Genomic DNA, 15063 nt, shown 5'->3' on the forward strand with positions numbered 1-15063 from the left:
GTTGATGTTCAACAGGAGACAGGATAATGATAGGCAAGATAAAAAACGGGTTGATCTTCGGTTTGATGATTAGCGGCTTGCTGTTCGTGCCATTGGCCGAGGCGGCTCAAGGATTGTATTCGATGAAGGCGCTCATGGATGCGCCCGTGTACGCCGAGGGCCATTCGAAATCGATCGGTGAAGTCGACAACGTCATCGTCGATGAACAGATGAAAATCACGGGGATTGTGATTGATGTTGATGTCTCCGCTTCTTCGATGGACGGCAAGAAACTGTTCGTGCAAACGGGGTTATTCCGGTTGAAAACCGAGCGGGATACGCAGCTCGATGATGTGCGCTACAAGGTGTACTTAAACGAATCGGTTGCGGGCATGACGCACTACCCCGTAGTGGATAACAGTTGGTGGCAAACAGCGAAGCAGGCGGCATCGGCGGTATGGGAAAAGACCAAATCCACCGCCAGAAGTGCCTGGGATGCGACCAAGGAAGCCACACGAAATGTCCTCGATACGATTCGTGAAAAAACCCAGTAGGTCGATTACATTTCTGTTTTGCGGGCGCGTGCGTGGTTTTAACTGTTTTTCTCAAAAAAACAGGACTTTGAACGATGTTCAAGGCTTGGTGATTGCCGGATAAATTTGACTTCCGGCAAGAACCTTTTTATATTCCGCATCCCGCGATCAACGATAAAAGAAAAACGGGCCCCAGTCGGGGCTTTTTTATTTTGTAACATTTAGAGAAAAATCGGCTGTGCAGAAAATCCCAGAATCCATTGAAACCTTATTGCAACCTGTTGTTGAGGCAGCCGGTTGTGTTTGGGTGGGCGGTGAGTTCCGCGGTGGCCCGGATGGTTTGTTGCGGGTATACATTGATACCGAAGCGGGTGTGACGCTGGATGATTGCACGAAAGTCAGCGATGCCCTAAGCGGTGTGCTTGATGTTGAAGACCCGTTCCCGGGCTTCTACCGGCTTGAGGTATCCTCGCCGGGCGTTGAGCGTCCGATGTTCCGCGCCAGCGATTTCGCCCTGTTTGTCGGCCAGAAGGTGCGTGTGCGCCTTCATCGGCCACTGGCTCAGCGCCGTCGTTTCGAAGGTATCGTCACGGCGGTTGAAGGCGAGCAGATCAGCCTGTCCATCGAAGGTGATGAAGATGTGTTCACCTTCCCGTATGCGGAAGTTGAGCGAGCCAATCTGGTTTTTGAATTCGGCGGTCAAAAAAATGATCGCCAAGCACGTCGCTCTGCGAAGTAACTCAAGGGAATATCCACCATTATGAGCAAAGAGATTCTTTTTGTAGCCGATGCGGTTTCAAACGAAAAAGGGGTTGATCGCGAAGTCATTTTCGAGGCGATCGAGGCCGCACTTGCCCAGGCAGCCCGCAAACGTCATGGCGGCGACATCGATACACGTGTGCAAATCGACCGGGATACGGGCGAGTACCGCACCTTCCGTCGTTGGCAGGTTGTCGAAGGTGAATCTTCCGAATTTCCCGAGCGGGAAATGATTCTCGAAGCGGCGCAGATGGATGATCCCGATATCAAGGTGGGTGACTTCGTCGAGGAAGAAATTGAATCCGTCGAATTCGGCCGCATCGCGGCGCAGGCCGCCAAGCAAGTCATCGTGCAGAAAGTGCGCGAGGCAGAGCGCCGCCAGATCGTCGACGCCTATATCGACCGCAAGGGCAGCCTGATCATGGGGCTGATCAAGCGGATTGATCGTGGGAATGTGATCCTGGATCTGGGTGGTAATGTTGAAGCCCTGATCCCACGCGATGAAATGATCGGTCGTGAAGCGGTGCGCCCAGGTGATCGTCTTCGTGGATATCTGGCGAATGTGCGTCATGAGCCCCGTGGCCCGCAGCTATTCGTTAGCCGCACCGCGCCGGAGTTCCTGATTGAGTTGTTCAAGCTGGAAGTGCCGGAAATCGAACAGGGGCTGATCGAAATCAAGGGTGCTGCCCGCGACCCGGGTCTGCGTGCCAAGATTGCGGTCGAATCACGCGATAGCCGGATCGATCCGGTCGGTACCTGCGTCGGCATGCGCGGTTCGCGTGTCCAGTCGGTCACCAATGAGCTCAACGGTGAACGCGTTGATATCATCATCTGGGATAGCAACCCAGCTCAGTTCGTCATCAACGCCATGTCACCGGCAGAAGTCGTGTCGATCGTGGTGGATGAAGATCGCCACAGCATGGACGTTGCCGTCACGGAAGAAAAACTCTCCCAGGCGATCGGCCGTGGTGGTCAGAATGTGCGACTGGCGAGCCAGTTGACCGGATGGCACCTGAATGTGATGGGCGAGGAAGAAGCGGTCGCGAAGGTAGAAACCGAAACACGTCGCGCCACCGAATCGTTCATGCGTGATCTGGACGTCGATGAGGATGTGGCCGCCGTACTGGTCGAGGCGGGTTTCTCCTCGCTGGAAGAAATTGCTTATGTGCCGACCGCAGAGCTGCTGGATGTCGAAGGTTTTGATGAGGATATCGTCAAGGAACTTCGTAACCGCGCTCGCGATGCGCTGCTGGTTCAGGCCATTTCTGACGACGCGGGTGAATCTACGGATGAACTCGATATCGCCAAGTTGGAAGGCATGACGCCTGAACTGCTCGCCACATTGAATGCGGCTGGAGTTCATACATCAGATGATCTGGCCGAGTTGTCAATCGACGAGATGACCGCCTTTGAAGGCGTGGATGAGGCTTTGGCTCATCAATTGATTATGGCGGCGCGTGCGCCGTGGTTTGCCTGATCGTTCAGCCCTGAAGATCAGGAAATTAGTTTGCGCTGTACCGATTTTGTCATCGGTAGCGAATAGGCTCTGTTCCAGTCGCGTACGCGCAGTTGGTATTGAATTTTGATTTAGAGACGACCATAGGAGACCCCATGTCCGAGGTCACGGTTAAAGATTTAGCGAAAACAGTTGGTTCCACCCCAGAGCGTCTGCTTGTGCAGTTAGCCGAGGCTGGTGTGAAAGCCAGTTCGGCCGATTCCCTGATCGGCGATGGCGATAAAATGAAGCTGTTGGCCCATCTGCGGCAACATTCAGCCAAGGATGCCGGTGAAGCCAAACCCAATCGCATCACCTTGCAACGTAAGAAGCAGGAAGAAATCAAGGTCGGCGGAGGAGCCGCCCGCGGCAAGACAGTTGCAGTCGAGTATCGCAGCCGTAAAACCTACGTCGCTCGCGAAGTAGTGCCCACGCAGCCAGTCGAAGAGAAGCTACCCGTGGTCGAACCTGTTGTCGTGACGGCGCCTGAGCCTGTTGTGGAGCCACGCGTGGAAAATACGGCAAAATTATCTGCAACCCATGTCACAGGGTCTGTAGCGGTTGAAGCAGAGCAGACTGTAGATCAAAGTTCTGTGGATGAGACGGCGCCGGTCAAAAATGAAGAAGCGCCAGTCCAAGCCGCTGCTCGCACAGTGACTGAGCCATTCGATACGGTACTTGATGTTTCGGCAGATGAAAAATCGGTTTCCGATGTTTTGCCACAAGCCATTGATGAGTTGACGGAGCGGCCAAAATCTCGATTGCGTATTATTGCCATGCCTGCAGCCGAACCCGAAAGCGTGACATCCAATGGACGCCCAGCCCCTGTTAAATCGGCGGTCGAAGAAGAGTCAGCGCGCAAGAAGGGTGCCAAGCATAGTGGCAAGGGCCGTCATGAACGTGAAGTCAAAACCGGTCGTTCAGAGCTGCATCTGGGTGCGGGTGCAGAAGAGCGCCGAGCCAAACGTGGTCGCAAGTCGTCGGGTCGTGGTGGCGTTACCAACAAGCAGACCAGTAACTTTGAAAAGCCAGTGGCCCCCGTCATCCGTGATGTAACGATTCCGGAAACCATTTCCGTATCCGATCTGGCGCAGAAGATGTCGGTCAAAGGTGTGGACGTTGTCAAGACACTCTTCAGCATGGGTGTGATGGCGACGATCAATCAGATGATCGATCAGGACACCGCTGTTCTAGTTGTTGAAGAAATGGGTCATACGCCGATTCCGGTTTCCGATTCCACGCTCGAAGCCGAGCTGGATGAAGCGATCGAGCAGGGTGTTGCGCTGCCGCGTCCGCCGGTGGTTACCGTTATGGGTCACGTTGACCACGGTAAAACCTCATTGCTGGATTACATCCGTCGGGCGAAAGTTACGGCAGGTGAGGCTGGCGGTATTACCCAGCATGTGGGTGCCTATCATGTCAAAACCAGCCGTGGTGTGATCACGTTCCTCGATACACCCGGTCACGAAGCCTTTACTGCCATGCGCGCCCGGGGCGCCAGCGTTACCGATCTGGTGGTTCTCGTCGTTGCTGCCGATGATGGCGTGATGCCGCAAACCAAAGAAGCCGTACAACATGCGCGTGCCGCTGGCGTGCCGATCGTGGTGGCCATCAACAAGATCGATAAGCCAAACATTGATCTTGAGCGGGTGCGTAGTGAACTGTCCCAATTGCAAGTGATTTCGGAAGAATGGGGCGGTGACACACAATTCGTTCCGGTATCGGCTAAAACCGGTGTCGGGATTGACCAGTTGCTGGATGCCATTCTGGTGCAGTCGGAAGTACTCGAACTCAAGGCGCCGGTAGAAGGTCATGCCAAGGGTACCGTGGTTGAATCTTCGCTTGAAAAAGGACGTGGCCCCGTTGCAACGGTCCTGGTTCGTAGCGGCACCCTCAACAAGGGTGATGTGGTGCTCGTCGGCTCGGAATACGGTCGCGTTCGCGCGATGCTCGACGAAAACGGCGCCCCTATCGAGTCCGCCGGTCCATCGATTCCAGTGGTCATCATCGGGCTCTCGGGTACACCTCAGGCCGGTGACGATCTCGTCGTGGTCGAGGACGAACGCAAGGCACGTGAAATTGCCCTGTTCCGTGCAGGAAAATACCGCGATAGTCGTTTGGCGACTCAGCAGTCCACCAAGCTGGAAAATCTGTTCGATCAGATGAAAGAAGGTGAAGTGGCGACTCTGAACGTTTTGGTCAAGGCCGACGTGCAAGGTTCTGCCGAAGCGATTCGGGATAGCTTGAACAAGTTGTCGACCGATGAAGTCAAGGTTAATGTGTTGATGAGCAGTGTCGGCGGTATTACAGAGTCGGATGTGAATCTGGCGACGACTTCCAATGCAGTCCTGATCGGCTTCAACGTTCGCGCCGAGGCTTCTGCACGCAAGCTTGCACAGGCCCAGAATGTTGAAATCCGTTACTACAGCATCATCTACGAAATGATTGATGATGTCCGCCATGCCATGAGTGGTTTGTTGGGCACGGAAACTCAAGAGAAGATTGTTGGCTTGGCTGAAGTGCGTGACGTCTTCCGCTCGCCGAAGTTTGGCGCCATCGCCGGTTGTATGGTTACCGAAGGGGTTATCCGCCGTGGCAACCCGATTCGCGTGCTGCGTGACCACGTGGTGATTTACGAAGGTGAACTCGAGTCACTTCGCCGCTTCAAGGACGACGCACAAGAAGTTCGTGCGGGCTTTGATTGCGGTATCGGCGTCAAGAACTATAACGACGTTCGCGTCGGCGACATGATCGAAGTGTTTGAGCGTGTCGAAGTTCAACGCACCTTGTCGTAATCAGCCATTTTTAGCCTGCCACTTTTGTGTGGCCGGTTTTTATTCAGAACAACAGGGCAGGCCAGATGCCACAAGGTTTTAGTCGTCATCAGCGCGTGGCGGAGCAGATCCGTCGCGAAATTGCTGATCTTTTGCGTGAAGAAATCCGCCAGGCCAACATCAGTTTGCTGACGGTGACCGATTGCGAGGTTACGCGCGATCTCAGTTATGCCAAGATTTTCTATAGTGTGCTGAACAGTTCAGAACGCGAACGGGCGCAAGCATGGCTGGATTCGGCTGCGGGTTACCTGCGCACCGAGCTGGCTCATCGAATGCGTTTGCGCAGTGTCCCGCGTCTGACTTTCCAGTTCGATGCTTCTATCGAGCGCGGTATGCAGATGGATGCACTGATTTCCGCCGTGCGCAAGCAGGATGACGAACATGTTCAGGCCGACGATGCCGGTGGCTCGCCTTCCGGAGACCTGGCGAATGGGAAGACATCATGAGTCGCCGCCGTCGTGGTCGTGAAATCAATGGCATTTTGCTGCTGGATAAACCCATCGGGTTGAGTTCCAATCAGGCATTGCAGCGCGTCAAGCATTTGTTCCAGGCAGCGAAGGCCGGTCATACCGGTAGTTTGGACCCCGAAGCCACAGGCATGCTGCCCCTGTGTTTCGGTCACGCGACCCGGGTTTCGGGCTTGCTGCTGGATGCCGATAAAACCTACCGTGTCACCGGCCGTCTCGGTTTGCGTACCGAAACGGGGGATATGGAAGGTGCCGTGATCGAAGAGCGCCCTGTGCCCGAATTAACAGCCGAACAGCTGGAAACCTATCTTGCGGCCTTTCGTGGCTTGGTCGAGCAAGTGCCACCCATGTATTCGGCGCTGAAGGTTAATGGGAAGCGGCTGTATGAGTTGGCGCGCGCCGGTGAGGTGGTTGAGCGCAAGGCGCGTTCGATCAACTTCTATCGTGTCGAGCTACTGAATTTCGATGGTCGGGATTTCGACCTGCTTGTTCATTCGAGCAAGGGCGCTTACATCCGCACCCTGATTGAAGACATTGGCGAGGCAGTTGGTTGTGGTGCGGTTGTGGCCAAGTTGCGCCGAATCGGTGTCGGCCCTTGGCTGACCGAGTGGCCAGAGGCTGCGGGCGATGCCCCGGCCCAATCCGCAACAATGTGGACACTTGATGAATTAATCAAACTCAACGAATCGGATGCGGAAATGGCGATAAAACATGCTATTCTGCCCACCGATTCGGCGTTGGAGCGTTATCCGGTGGTTCAACTGGATGCGGACAGCGCCTTTCATATTCGTCACGGTCATCCGGTGTTTGTGCCCAAAGCGCCACAAACCGGGTGGTTTTGTATTTACGGACCCGACGACCTCTTCCTGGGAATGGGGGAAGTGCTGGATGACGGACGAGTGGCACCGCGACGGTTGTTTGCGGCGCTATAACGGTGAGGTAGGTCTAGGCCCTGCTCGCCACGCATCGGTAAAGGGCGCGGATTTGCTCTTGCCTGATGTTATTTTTAATCAACCTTTCCCAGGTGAAACAGGAGCAATCTCATGTCATTAACTACAGAACAGAAATCTCAGGTTGTCGCTGACTTCAGCCGCGGCGCAAACGATACCGGTTCCCCGGAAGTGCAGGTCGCCCTGCTGACCACCCGTATCGTGCACCTGACCGAGCACTTTGCCGAGCACAAGAAAGATCACCATTCCCGTCGCGGTTTGCTCAAGCTGGTCAACCAGCGTCGCAAACTGCTCGACTACCTGAAATCCAAAGATTTGGGTCGTTATCAGGAACTGATCAGTCGTTTGGGTCTGCGCAAGTAACCAATCAGGGCGACGATATTGCGTCGTTCCGCCAGTGATTTTCATCCCGGACTTGTGCCGGGATTGTTTTATGTGGGTGCCGACGGCATCCATTTTCGATTATGAAATTAGAAAAGGGGATGCCTGTGGCCGTTTTTACCGAACAATTTGATTATGGACGTCATTGCGTCACCTTGACCACGGGCGAAATTGCCCGCCAGGCTTCTGGCGCTGTGATGGTGCAGATGGGCGATACGGTGGTGCTGGTGACCGCCGTTGTCGAGAGCGCACCTGAGCCCGGGCAGGACTTTCTACCGCTGACTGTCGAGTATCAGGAAAAGTTTTACGCAGCTGGCCGTATTCCCGGTGGGTTCTTCAAGCGGGAAGGGCGTTCCACCGAAGCGGAAACCCTGATTGCCCGATTGATCGATCGCCCGTTGCGCCCTCTGTTTCCCAAGGGTTTCTATAATCAGGTTCAGGTGATTGCCCAGGTGTTATCACTCGATCCCGAAGTACCCGGCGACATTCCCGCCATGCTCGGTGCCTCAGCCGCGCTGGCCTTGTCTGGTCTGCCCTTTGATGCGCATCTGGGCGCGGCACGCGTCGGTTATATCCATGATGCCTTTGTGTTGAACCCTTCTCACTCCGAAATGGCCGATTCTCGGCTTGAACTCGTGGTGGCGGGTACCGAAGATGCCGTGCTCATGGTGGAATCCGAAGCGGATCGCTTGCCGGAAGCCACGATGCTCGATGCGGTCATGTTCGGTCATGAGGCCGCGCAGTTGGCGATTGCGGCGATTCGCCGTCTTGCCGCCAATGCTGCCCGTCCGGCCATGGCCTGGGCACCGCCGGTTGAGCATCCAGAATTGGAAGCCAAAATCCGTGCGGCATTTGGCGATTCGATTGCCGAGACGTATCAAATCGCTGAAAAACAGCAACGCTACCTGCGCTTGAATGAATTGCGTGAAGAAGCCATTGCCCAGTTTGCGGATGATGTTGCCGTGCCCGCCAAGTTGGTCTCCAATCTGCTTGAATCTTTGGAATCGTCTGTTGTGCGCGGTCGGGTTCTGGATGGCGCGGCGCGCATTGACGGTCGTGACACCAAAACCATCCGTCCGATTACCGTACGAACCGGTGTGCTACCCCGCGTTCACGGTTCGGCTCTCTTTACCCGCGGTGAAACGCAGGCATTGGTTGTGACGACGCTCGGGTCGGCACGGGATGCACAATTGGTTGATGCGGTGGTGGGCGAGTACAAGGAATCATTCATCTTCCATTACAACTTCCCGCCCTACAGCGTGGGTGAGACCGGCCGCTTCGGCGCGCCCAAGCGTCGAGAAATCGGCCATGGCAATCTGGCTCGTCGCGGGGTCAAGGCCGTCATCCCCAATCCGGAAAATTCTCCGTACACGCTGCGCGTGGTGTCGGAAATCACCGAGTCCAATGGCTCAAGTTCCATGGCCAGCGTATGTGGCGCTTCTCTGTCGATGATGGATGCCGGTGTGGAAATCGCGGCGCCGGTGGCCGGCATCGCCATGGGGCTGATCAAGGAAGGTGATCGCTTTGTCGTGCTTTCCGATATCCTCGGTGATGAAGATTATCTTGGCGATATGGACTTCAAGGTGGCAGGCACCGTCGATGGGGTTACCGCCCTGCAAATGGACATCAAGATCTACGGCATCACGCGCGAGATCATGCGCCAGGCGCTCGATCAGGCCAAAGGTGGGCGTCTGCACATTCTGGGGATCATGAACGCGGCCCTTGCCGCACCGCGCAAGAGCGTTGCTCCGAACGCGCCCCAATTCATCAAGTTCAAGATCAACCCGGACAAGATCCGGGAGGTGATTGGCAAGGGTGGTGCGACGATTCAGGGGATTACCCGCGATACCCATACACAGATCGATATTTCAGATGATGGTCAGATCACCATTACGGCGACCTCCGCCGAGCAGGGCGAGGAAGCACGTCGACGCGTCGAGCAAATTACGGTCGAGGCCGAAGTTGGCAAGATTTATGAAGGCAAAGTGGTGCGAATCACCGATTTCGGCGCTTTTGTAAATATTTTGCCGGGTAAGGATGGGCTGCTGCACATCTCGCAAATTTGTGACGAGCGCGTCGAGCGTGTCACCGACAAGCTTCAGGAGGGTGATAGTGTTCGCGTACTTTTGCTTGAATTGGATAAACAAGGTCGTATGCGCCTGACCATGAGGGGGCTGGATGCCCCGCTGACTGAATAAGTTCTTGCGTGATCTGCGGGTTTTCCCGCTTTTATGTTGATTTTGCTTCAAGATGAGAATGTCACTCTGGACGCGATTGCCGAGAAGATCAATACCGATTTGGGGCTGACTTACCGCTTGTTGCGGTTGGTCAACTCGGCGGCCATCGGTATGCGACGCAAGGTTGAATCTGTGCCTGATGCTGTTCGCATGCTGGGCATCAATACCATTAGAAGCATGGTTTACCTTTCGGCGTTGACGGGCGTGGCAGGGAAACCGTCGGCTTTGATCACCACCGCCATGGTTCGAGCCCGATTCGCAGAATTACTCAGCAAGAAGACAGGATTGGGCAACCCCTCGTCGGCATTCATGGTGGGATTGTTCTCAACTTTGGATGCTTTTTACGACCAGCCTATCGAGCAGATAGTCGGGGAATTGCCGCTCTCTGACAGCATTATAGAGGCTCTGGTGAGCCGAAAGGGTGTGCTCGGAGAGATACTGGAATATCTCGTATTCTATGAGCGTGGCATGTGGCTTGATGGCGATGAAATTACCGACAAGTTGAATGCCTGTGCGCCTGAACTGTATGTTGAAGCCGTCAACTGGGCTGAAAAGATCGCTTGAGTTGAATCAGCGGGGCAGTTGAAAAGCCGCCGCCGCTGGTGTGTTCGGGCACGGAGTCCTACTTCGTGCGGTCGCCGTCTAAAAGCGACCGCAATCCGGGTTGATGTATTGCAGCATCTGCAAGTGCTGCTGGTTCATCCGGCGCGTAATTTCACGGATGCTGTATACGATGGCCCGCATGACTTTGTAGACGATGATGGGATTGTCTATCAAAAGCGCCTCAAGTCGCGCCCGTTCGATCGTCAGTACAACGGCATCACCTACCGCGCGCAGTGTCGCACTATGCGGCGCGCCATCCAGAAATCCAGACTCGCCCGCCAGTTCACCTTGGCCCAGTAAATGCAGGGTATCGCTGAAGCCCCGACCCGTATCCCGGCTCACGGCAAAGCGCCCTGACATGATGACGAACAAGGTATTGTTGCTTGAGCCTTCTGCAAAGAGCAACTGGCCATTGGGGATGGTCTGTTGCTCACAAATAGCGGCCAGCGTCTGGCATTGTTCAGCCGTCAGTTCACGGCCAATAATGGTTTCTTGCAGGTTTCTGCCTTCGATGGTCATTCTGAAGTTCCGAGCAGTAAAAGTTTGATTATACCCGTCCGAGGTCGGGGTTTGATTGTGCGTTATTTCTGAGTTGCGAATCAAGGGCGCAAATTGGAAGAAAAGAGAATCTGGGTTGACTGATCATACGCTCAAGAGTTTTTTGTAGCCCAGTAACACGAATACCAGGGTCAAACTGGTATTCGTGCGCTTGCTTTCGCCGATGTGTCGCTCAATGTGATCGAGTCGTTAACCGGCGTGAGTAAGCTTAGGGTTTGGTTGCTGGCGCAGGTTCTGCGGCAGGTTTGGGTGCTTCTGCCGGTTTCGCTTCAGGAGTGGTGGGAACAGACATGATGTCGATTTTGGCTTTTGCGCGTAATTTTTTGATCAGATCTTCAATGGCCGCACGACGGTATTGGGTTTCAAGTTGTGGCTTGAGTTCCGCAAATGTCGGCGGTTGTGCTAGGCGGGTGTCTTCCAATTTGATGACATGCCAGCCGAATTGTGATTTGACTGGTTGCTGCGTGATCTCGCCTTTCTTGAGTTTTTCGACGGCTGCTGAAAACTCGGGCACCATTTGGTCGGCATCAAACCAGCCGAGTTCACCGCCTTGTTTGGCGGAACCCGGATCTTGCGATTTCTCCTTGGCCAGTTGATCGAACGGCGTACCGCTGTCGAGCTGCTTGATGATTGCGTCTGCTTCTTCCTTGGTTTTGACCAGGATGTGTGCTGCTTTGTATTGCGTGGTCTTTGGGTAGCCTTTGACGAATTGATCGTATTCGGGTTGGAGTTCGGCGTCTGTTACTGTCATTTTGCTGAGGTAATCAGACAGGTAGTCGTTCGCCAGTTGATTGTCGACAGCGTTTTGTATCTGCGCCTTGGTTTTGATCTGCTTATCCAGTCCTTCCTGACGCGCGGCACTGGCCAACAGACGGAGCTCGATCATACGTTGAAGCAAGTCTTGTTCAGGGATGTTTTTGGATTTGGGCAATGAGCTTTGAATAACCTTCAGGTTTTCTTCATACAAAGGCTGGCCATTGATGGTGGCGATGATCTTGCCGCTGGTTACCTTGGCCGATGTATCCGCTGTGTTCATGGCAGGGTGCGTAGCGGCATCATTGCCCAAAGGTGTTTTGGCTGCGCTGGTTGCTTGATCCGAGTTGCCCTGGCATCCAGCCAGACAGGCGAAAGCGAGCAGGGCGATTCCGGTTATGGCAAACGGCTTCATCCAGATTGATTTTTGCATAGTGCGTTTTCCTTGACTGTGTGTGAAATTAGTTGATTGTTTCAGGCGACGTGTTCGGTGAGGCGGAAAACGTTTGCAGGTACGGATAAATCCGGATTTCAGCGTAGATGCCATTCAAGACGTAAGGGTCGGTGTCTGCCCAGGTGCGCGCGCTGGCCTCATTCGGGAAATCGGCAATAATCAGGCTACCGCTGAAGCCGGATATGTTCGGGTTGGCCTCAACCTTGTTCGGCAGTGGGCCCGCGGTGACCAACCGGCCTTCGTTATAAAGCGCTTCGATCCGTTTGCGATGATCGGCCCGATGAGCCAGCCGCCCTGTCAGACTGTCGGGGTGATCGATAGCGTGAATGACAAAATGCATAACAATATCCTTACTTTGCAGCTGGTTATTGGCAGGTGGAATTTAGCGAATCTGATCCGTATCGTTGGCATTGTCAGCCACCACTTCCTCGGTTTTTTCTGCATAACGGGCGAGGTATATGCCCTGCAGAATCATGAATACGAAGGTCATGCCCATCAAACCAAAGAGCTTGAAGTTGACCCAGGCATCCTGCGAAAAGTTGTACGCCACGTAAATATTCGCCACACCCGAGATGATGAAGAACAAGACCCAAGCCCAATTCACCCGTCGCCAGATCGGGTTTGGCACGGTCAGTACGTGTTCCATCATGCGCTGCACCAGAGGCTTGCTGCCCATGAAGTCGCTGCCCGCAAAGGCGAGCGCAAAGAGCCAGTTCAGGATGGTGGGTTTCCACATGATGAAGAGCGGGTCATGCAGAATCAGTGTCATGCCGCCGAACAGCAGAATCAAACCTGCAGAGATCCAGTGCATGTTTTCGACTTTCTTCTTGATAAACCAGCCATAGCTGATCTGTATCGTGGCGGCAATCATGGCAACCCCCGTGGCCACATAAATACCGCCTACTTTGTAGGCTGCGAAAAACAAGAGGATCGGGAAGAAATCGTATAAAAACTTCATGAGATAATTCGGAGTACACTAAAAAGCAGATTGTTCGAAATCCAAGACGGCCATCTTAAATCAGATTTGCCGCAAAATTGTTGCCGGTTAGGTGTTTTTCCTGCCGGTTGGTTCCCCAATAAAAATATCAACATCAGATTCAAAAGATTATGAGCGTTCTACTCGAAGTCCATCCTGAGTCCCCGCAACCCCGATTGGTAGCTCAGATCGCCGAAGCTTTGGCCGATGGTTCGGTCGTCGTATTGCCCACCGATTCCGGTTATGCCCTGGCCTGTCGGCTGGAGGATAAGACGGCCTTGGCCAAAATCGCGCAGATTCGTCGTGACAACGAGCCACATCATATGACGCTGTTGTGTCGGGATCTGTCTGAAATCAGTACCTATGCCAATCTCGACAATCAGCATTACCGTTTTCTGAAAACGCACACGCCGGGGCCGTATACGTTCATCCTGGAAGCGACGAGCGAAGTGCCTCGACGTCTGCTGCACACAAAGAAACGTTCGATCGGTTTGCGTGTGCCGCAAAATACGGTGTTACGCTCGGTTCTTGAGGAATTGGCAGCCCCCATTCTTAGCGCGTCTCTGGTTTTGCCCGATCACATTGAACCGCTGGAAGACCCGGCATTCTTTCCGCGTTCAGTGGAGCGCCAGGTCGACATGATCGTCAGTACGGGTTTTCTTGCACAGAACCCATCGAGCGTCATCGATATGACGGGCACCGAATTCGTGCTCGTGCGGGAAGGCCTGGGCGGCATCCCGCCAGAACTTGAGGATTGATCGTGCTGGAACTCACACTCATTCAGAAAATCGCCATCGGTATCCTGCCCATCCTGCTGGCAGTGACCGTACATGAAGCCGCCCATGCCTTTGCCGCCAACTATCTGGGCGATGGCACGGCCAAGTTTCTCGGGCGGATGACGTTGAACCCCCTCAAGCATATCGACCCGATCGGTACGATTGTTGTGCCACTTGCTATGTTCATTCTCACGTCGTTTGTATTCGGTTGGGCAAAGCCCGTGCCGATCAATACGAAGAACTTCAAGGATCCACGGCGAGACATGGCTCTGGTGGCGATTGCGGGCCCCGCTTCGAATATGCTGATGGCATTCGCGTGGGCCGGGCTGACCGCGGTCGGCGTGTCCGGTTTGGCGAGCGGAGCCTGGTATGCCGAACCGTTGGCGTTGATGGGCCAGATCGGGATTTTCGTTAATATTCTGTTGGCCGTGTTCAATCTGCTGCCCTTGCCGCCGCTCGATGGCGGGCGTGTGCTTGTCGCCTTGTTACCACCACAAGCGGCCAACAAGGTCTCCATGCTTGAGCCCTGGGGCTTTCCCATTTTGCTCCTGCTCTTATTCACAGGAGCGCTGTCGTACGTTATTTCGCCGATTCTGCTGGTCCTGCTGAACTGGTTTAACGGCCTTGTTCATCTGCTCTAATCGCCGGATCAATCAAAAGTGGTCGCTCAGATACAGGTGAAAATCGGCGGGCAGCCACTCACGCAACTGCCGTTGGATTTGTATATCCCCCCTGATGCGCTTTCCGTATTGCTGACGCAATTCGAAGGCCCGCTCGACCTGCTGCTCTACTTGATTCGCAAGCAAAACCTCGACATCCTTGCGATTCCTGTCGCTGAGGTGACGCGGCAATACCTGACCTACCTTGATCTGATGCAATCGCTGAAAATCGAACTGGCGGCGGAGTACTTGCTCATGGCCGCCTGGCTTGCCGAGATCAAATCGCGATTGCTTCTCCCGACGCCACCGACCGCAGATGAAGAAGAATCAGAAGACCCGCGCGCTGCTCTGGTCGAGCGCCTGCTGGCTTACGAGCGCCTGAACCACGCAGCCCGTTGGCTCGATGAGCTGCCGCGAGTGGATCGGGATTTTTTCCCGTTGACCATTGCCGCGACGCTGCCCCGTCACACCATCCTTCCGCCGGACATTTCCCTGACAGACCTGTTGGCAGCGCTACGCGGCATGGTGCGACAGGGCGAGCTCACAGCGGCGCATGAAATTCGTCGTGAAACGCTGTCCGTTCGTGCCCGCATGACTGACATCCTTGATTTGATGCAGACGGGAGGCCCGGTGACGCTGGATCGTGTCT

General features: G+C 54.6%; 16 protein-coding genes. 12 read left to right on the forward strand and 4 right to left on the reverse strand.

Annotation, left to right across the window (positions count from 1 at the left end; translation table 11 throughout):
• The first annotated feature begins 26 nt into the window (after nucleotides 1–26).
• The 9 genes from M7R55_RS02960 (at nucleotide 27) to M7R55_RS03000 (ending at nucleotide 10199) form a co-directional block, all read left to right on the forward strand.
• On the forward strand, nucleotides 27–533 hold the full coding sequence (locus M7R55_RS02960) for a hypothetical protein (protein ID WP_298218381.1): 507 nt from the start codon (nucleotides 27–29) through the stop codon (nucleotides 531–533).
• 217 nt (nucleotides 534–750) lie between these two features.
• Nucleotides 751–1251 (forward strand): ribosome maturation factor RimP, encoded by a 501-nt coding sequence (gene rimP, locus M7R55_RS02965; RefSeq protein WP_298218382.1) that lies wholly within the window; start codon nucleotides 751–753, stop codon nucleotides 1249–1251.
• A 21-nt stretch (nucleotides 1252–1272) separates the two neighbouring features.
• Nucleotides 1273–2748 (forward strand): transcription termination factor NusA, encoded by a 1476-nt coding sequence (nusA, locus tag M7R55_RS02970; protein WP_298218383.1) that lies wholly within the window; start codon nucleotides 1273–1275, stop codon nucleotides 2746–2748.
• Between the two features lie 134 nt (nucleotides 2749–2882).
• On the forward strand, nucleotides 2883–5561 hold the full coding sequence (gene infB, locus M7R55_RS02975; protein ID WP_298218385.1) for a translation initiation factor IF-2: 2679 nt from the start codon (nucleotides 2883–2885) through the stop codon (nucleotides 5559–5561).
• 65 nt (nucleotides 5562–5626) lie between these two features.
• Nucleotides 5627–6046, forward strand: coding sequence for a 30S ribosome-binding factor RbfA (gene rbfA / locus M7R55_RS02980; RefSeq protein ID WP_298218387.1), 420 nt, complete (start codon nucleotides 5627–5629; stop codon nucleotides 6044–6046).
• The gene (gene truB / locus M7R55_RS02985; protein WP_298218388.1) at nucleotides 6043–6999 is read left to right on the forward strand and encodes a tRNA pseudouridine(55) synthase TruB; all 957 of its coding nucleotides are present in this window, start codon (nucleotides 6043–6045) and stop codon (nucleotides 6997–6999) included. Before rbfA ends, truB begins: the two co-directional genes overlap by 4 nt.
• A 111-nt stretch (nucleotides 7000–7110) precedes the next feature.
• Complete coding sequence (gene rpsO, locus M7R55_RS02990) at nucleotides 7111–7380, forward strand: 30S ribosomal protein S15 (RefSeq protein WP_298218390.1); 270 nt, start codon at nucleotides 7111–7113, stop codon at nucleotides 7378–7380.
• A gap of 119 nt (nucleotides 7381–7499) precedes the next feature.
• On the forward strand, nucleotides 7500–9596 hold the full coding sequence (gene pnp / locus M7R55_RS02995) for a polyribonucleotide nucleotidyltransferase (protein ID WP_298218405.1): 2097 nt from the start codon (nucleotides 7500–7502) through the stop codon (nucleotides 9594–9596).
• A gap of 33 nt (nucleotides 9597–9629) precedes the next feature.
• Nucleotides 9630–10199, forward strand: a complete 570-nt coding sequence (locus M7R55_RS03000) for an HDOD domain-containing protein (RefSeq protein ID WP_298218392.1) — start codon at nucleotides 9630–9632, stop codon at nucleotides 10197–10199.
• 78 nt (nucleotides 10200–10277) lie between these two features.
• Here the strand turns inward: M7R55_RS03000 and M7R55_RS03005 are convergent, their stop codons facing one another.
• The 4 genes from M7R55_RS03005 to M7R55_RS03020 all read right to left on the reverse strand — a co-directional run bounded on the left by M7R55_RS03005 (nucleotide 10278) and on the right by M7R55_RS03020 (nucleotide 12961).
• Nucleotides 10278–10757 carry a cyclic nucleotide-binding domain-containing protein gene (locus tag M7R55_RS03005; RefSeq protein WP_298218394.1) on the reverse strand — a complete coding sequence of 160 codons (480 nt, stop codon included), beginning with the start codon at nucleotides 10755–10757 and terminating at the stop codon, nucleotides 10278–10280.
• A 247-nt stretch (nucleotides 10758–11004) separates the two neighbouring features.
• A complete protein-coding gene (locus M7R55_RS03010) occupies nucleotides 11005–11982 on the reverse strand; it encodes a peptidylprolyl isomerase (RefSeq protein ID WP_298218395.1) in 978 nt (325 codons plus the stop codon).
• A 28-nt stretch (nucleotides 11983–12010) separates the two neighbouring features.
• A complete protein-coding gene (locus M7R55_RS03015) occupies nucleotides 12011–12343 on the reverse strand; it encodes a YciI family protein (RefSeq protein WP_298218397.1) in 333 nt (110 codons plus the stop codon).
• A 42-nt stretch (nucleotides 12344–12385) separates the two neighbouring features.
• Entirely contained in the window at nucleotides 12386–12961 is a 576-nt protein-coding gene (locus tag M7R55_RS03020) for a septation protein A (RefSeq protein WP_298218399.1), read from the reverse strand.
• A gap of 149 nt (nucleotides 12962–13110) precedes the next feature.
• Between M7R55_RS03020 and M7R55_RS03025 the strand changes: the two genes are divergently transcribed.
• From M7R55_RS03025 to M7R55_RS03035, 3 genes are all read left to right on the forward strand, one after another.
• Entirely contained in the window at nucleotides 13111–13737 is a 627-nt protein-coding gene (locus tag M7R55_RS03025; RefSeq protein WP_298218401.1) for an L-threonylcarbamoyladenylate synthase, read from the forward strand.
• 2 nt (nucleotides 13738–13739) lie between these two features.
• Nucleotides 13740–14396, forward strand: a complete 657-nt coding sequence (locus tag M7R55_RS03030) for a site-2 protease family protein (RefSeq protein ID WP_298218403.1) — start codon at nucleotides 13740–13742, stop codon at nucleotides 14394–14396.
• Nucleotides 14397–14414: 18 nt separating this feature from the next.
• On the forward strand, nucleotides 14415–15063 hold a 649-nt coding region (locus M7R55_RS03035), incomplete at its 3' end, for a ScpA family protein (protein WP_298218404.1).

It is taken from the genome of Halothiobacillus sp., assembly GCF_027346185.1.
GTDB lineage: Bacteria > Pseudomonadota > Gammaproteobacteria > Halothiobacillales > Halothiobacillaceae > Halothiobacillus.

Bases quoted from the DNA above. Each gene is read 5' to 3' on its own strand.
- M7R55_RS02960 (WP_298218381.1), top strand. From the start codon at position 27: ATGATAGGCAAGATAAAAAACGGGTTGATCTTCGGTTTGATGATTAGC.
- M7R55_RS03025 (WP_298218401.1), top strand. From the start codon at position 13,111: ATGAGCGTTCTACTCGAAGTCCATCCTGAGTCCCCGCAACCCCGATTG.
- rpsO (WP_298218390.1), top strand. From the start codon at position 7,111: ATGTCATTAACTACAGAACAGAAATCTCAGGTTGTCGCTGACTTCAGC.
- pnp (WP_298218405.1), top strand. From the start codon at position 7,500: ATGCCTGTGGCCGTTTTTACCGAACAATTTGATTATGGACGTCATTGC.
- M7R55_RS03010 (WP_298218395.1), bottom strand. From the start codon at position 11,982: ATGCAAAAATCAATCTGGATGAAGCCGTTTGCCATAACCGGAATCGCC.
- M7R55_RS03000 (WP_298218392.1), top strand. From the start codon at position 9,630: ATGTTGATTTTGCTTCAAGATGAGAATGTCACTCTGGACGCGATTGCC.
- rbfA (WP_298218387.1), top strand. From the start codon at position 5,627: ATGCCACAAGGTTTTAGTCGTCATCAGCGCGTGGCGGAGCAGATCCGT.
- M7R55_RS03015 (WP_298218397.1), bottom strand. From the start codon at position 12,343: ATGCATTTTGTCATTCACGCTATCGATCACCCCGACAGTCTGACAGGG.
- infB (WP_298218385.1), top strand. From the start codon at position 2,883: ATGTCCGAGGTCACGGTTAAAGATTTAGCGAAAACAGTTGGTTCCACC.
- M7R55_RS03005 (WP_298218394.1), bottom strand. From the start codon at position 10,757: ATGACCATCGAAGGCAGAAACCTGCAAGAAACCATTATTGGCCGTGAA.
- M7R55_RS03020 (WP_298218399.1), bottom strand. From the start codon at position 12,961: ATGAAGTTTTTATACGATTTCTTCCCGATCCTCTTGTTTTTCGCAGCC.
- nusA (WP_298218383.1), top strand. From the start codon at position 1,273: ATGAGCAAAGAGATTCTTTTTGTAGCCGATGCGGTTTCAAACGAAAAA.
- truB (WP_298218388.1), top strand. From the start codon at position 6,043: ATGAGTCGCCGCCGTCGTGGTCGTGAAATCAATGGCATTTTGCTGCTG.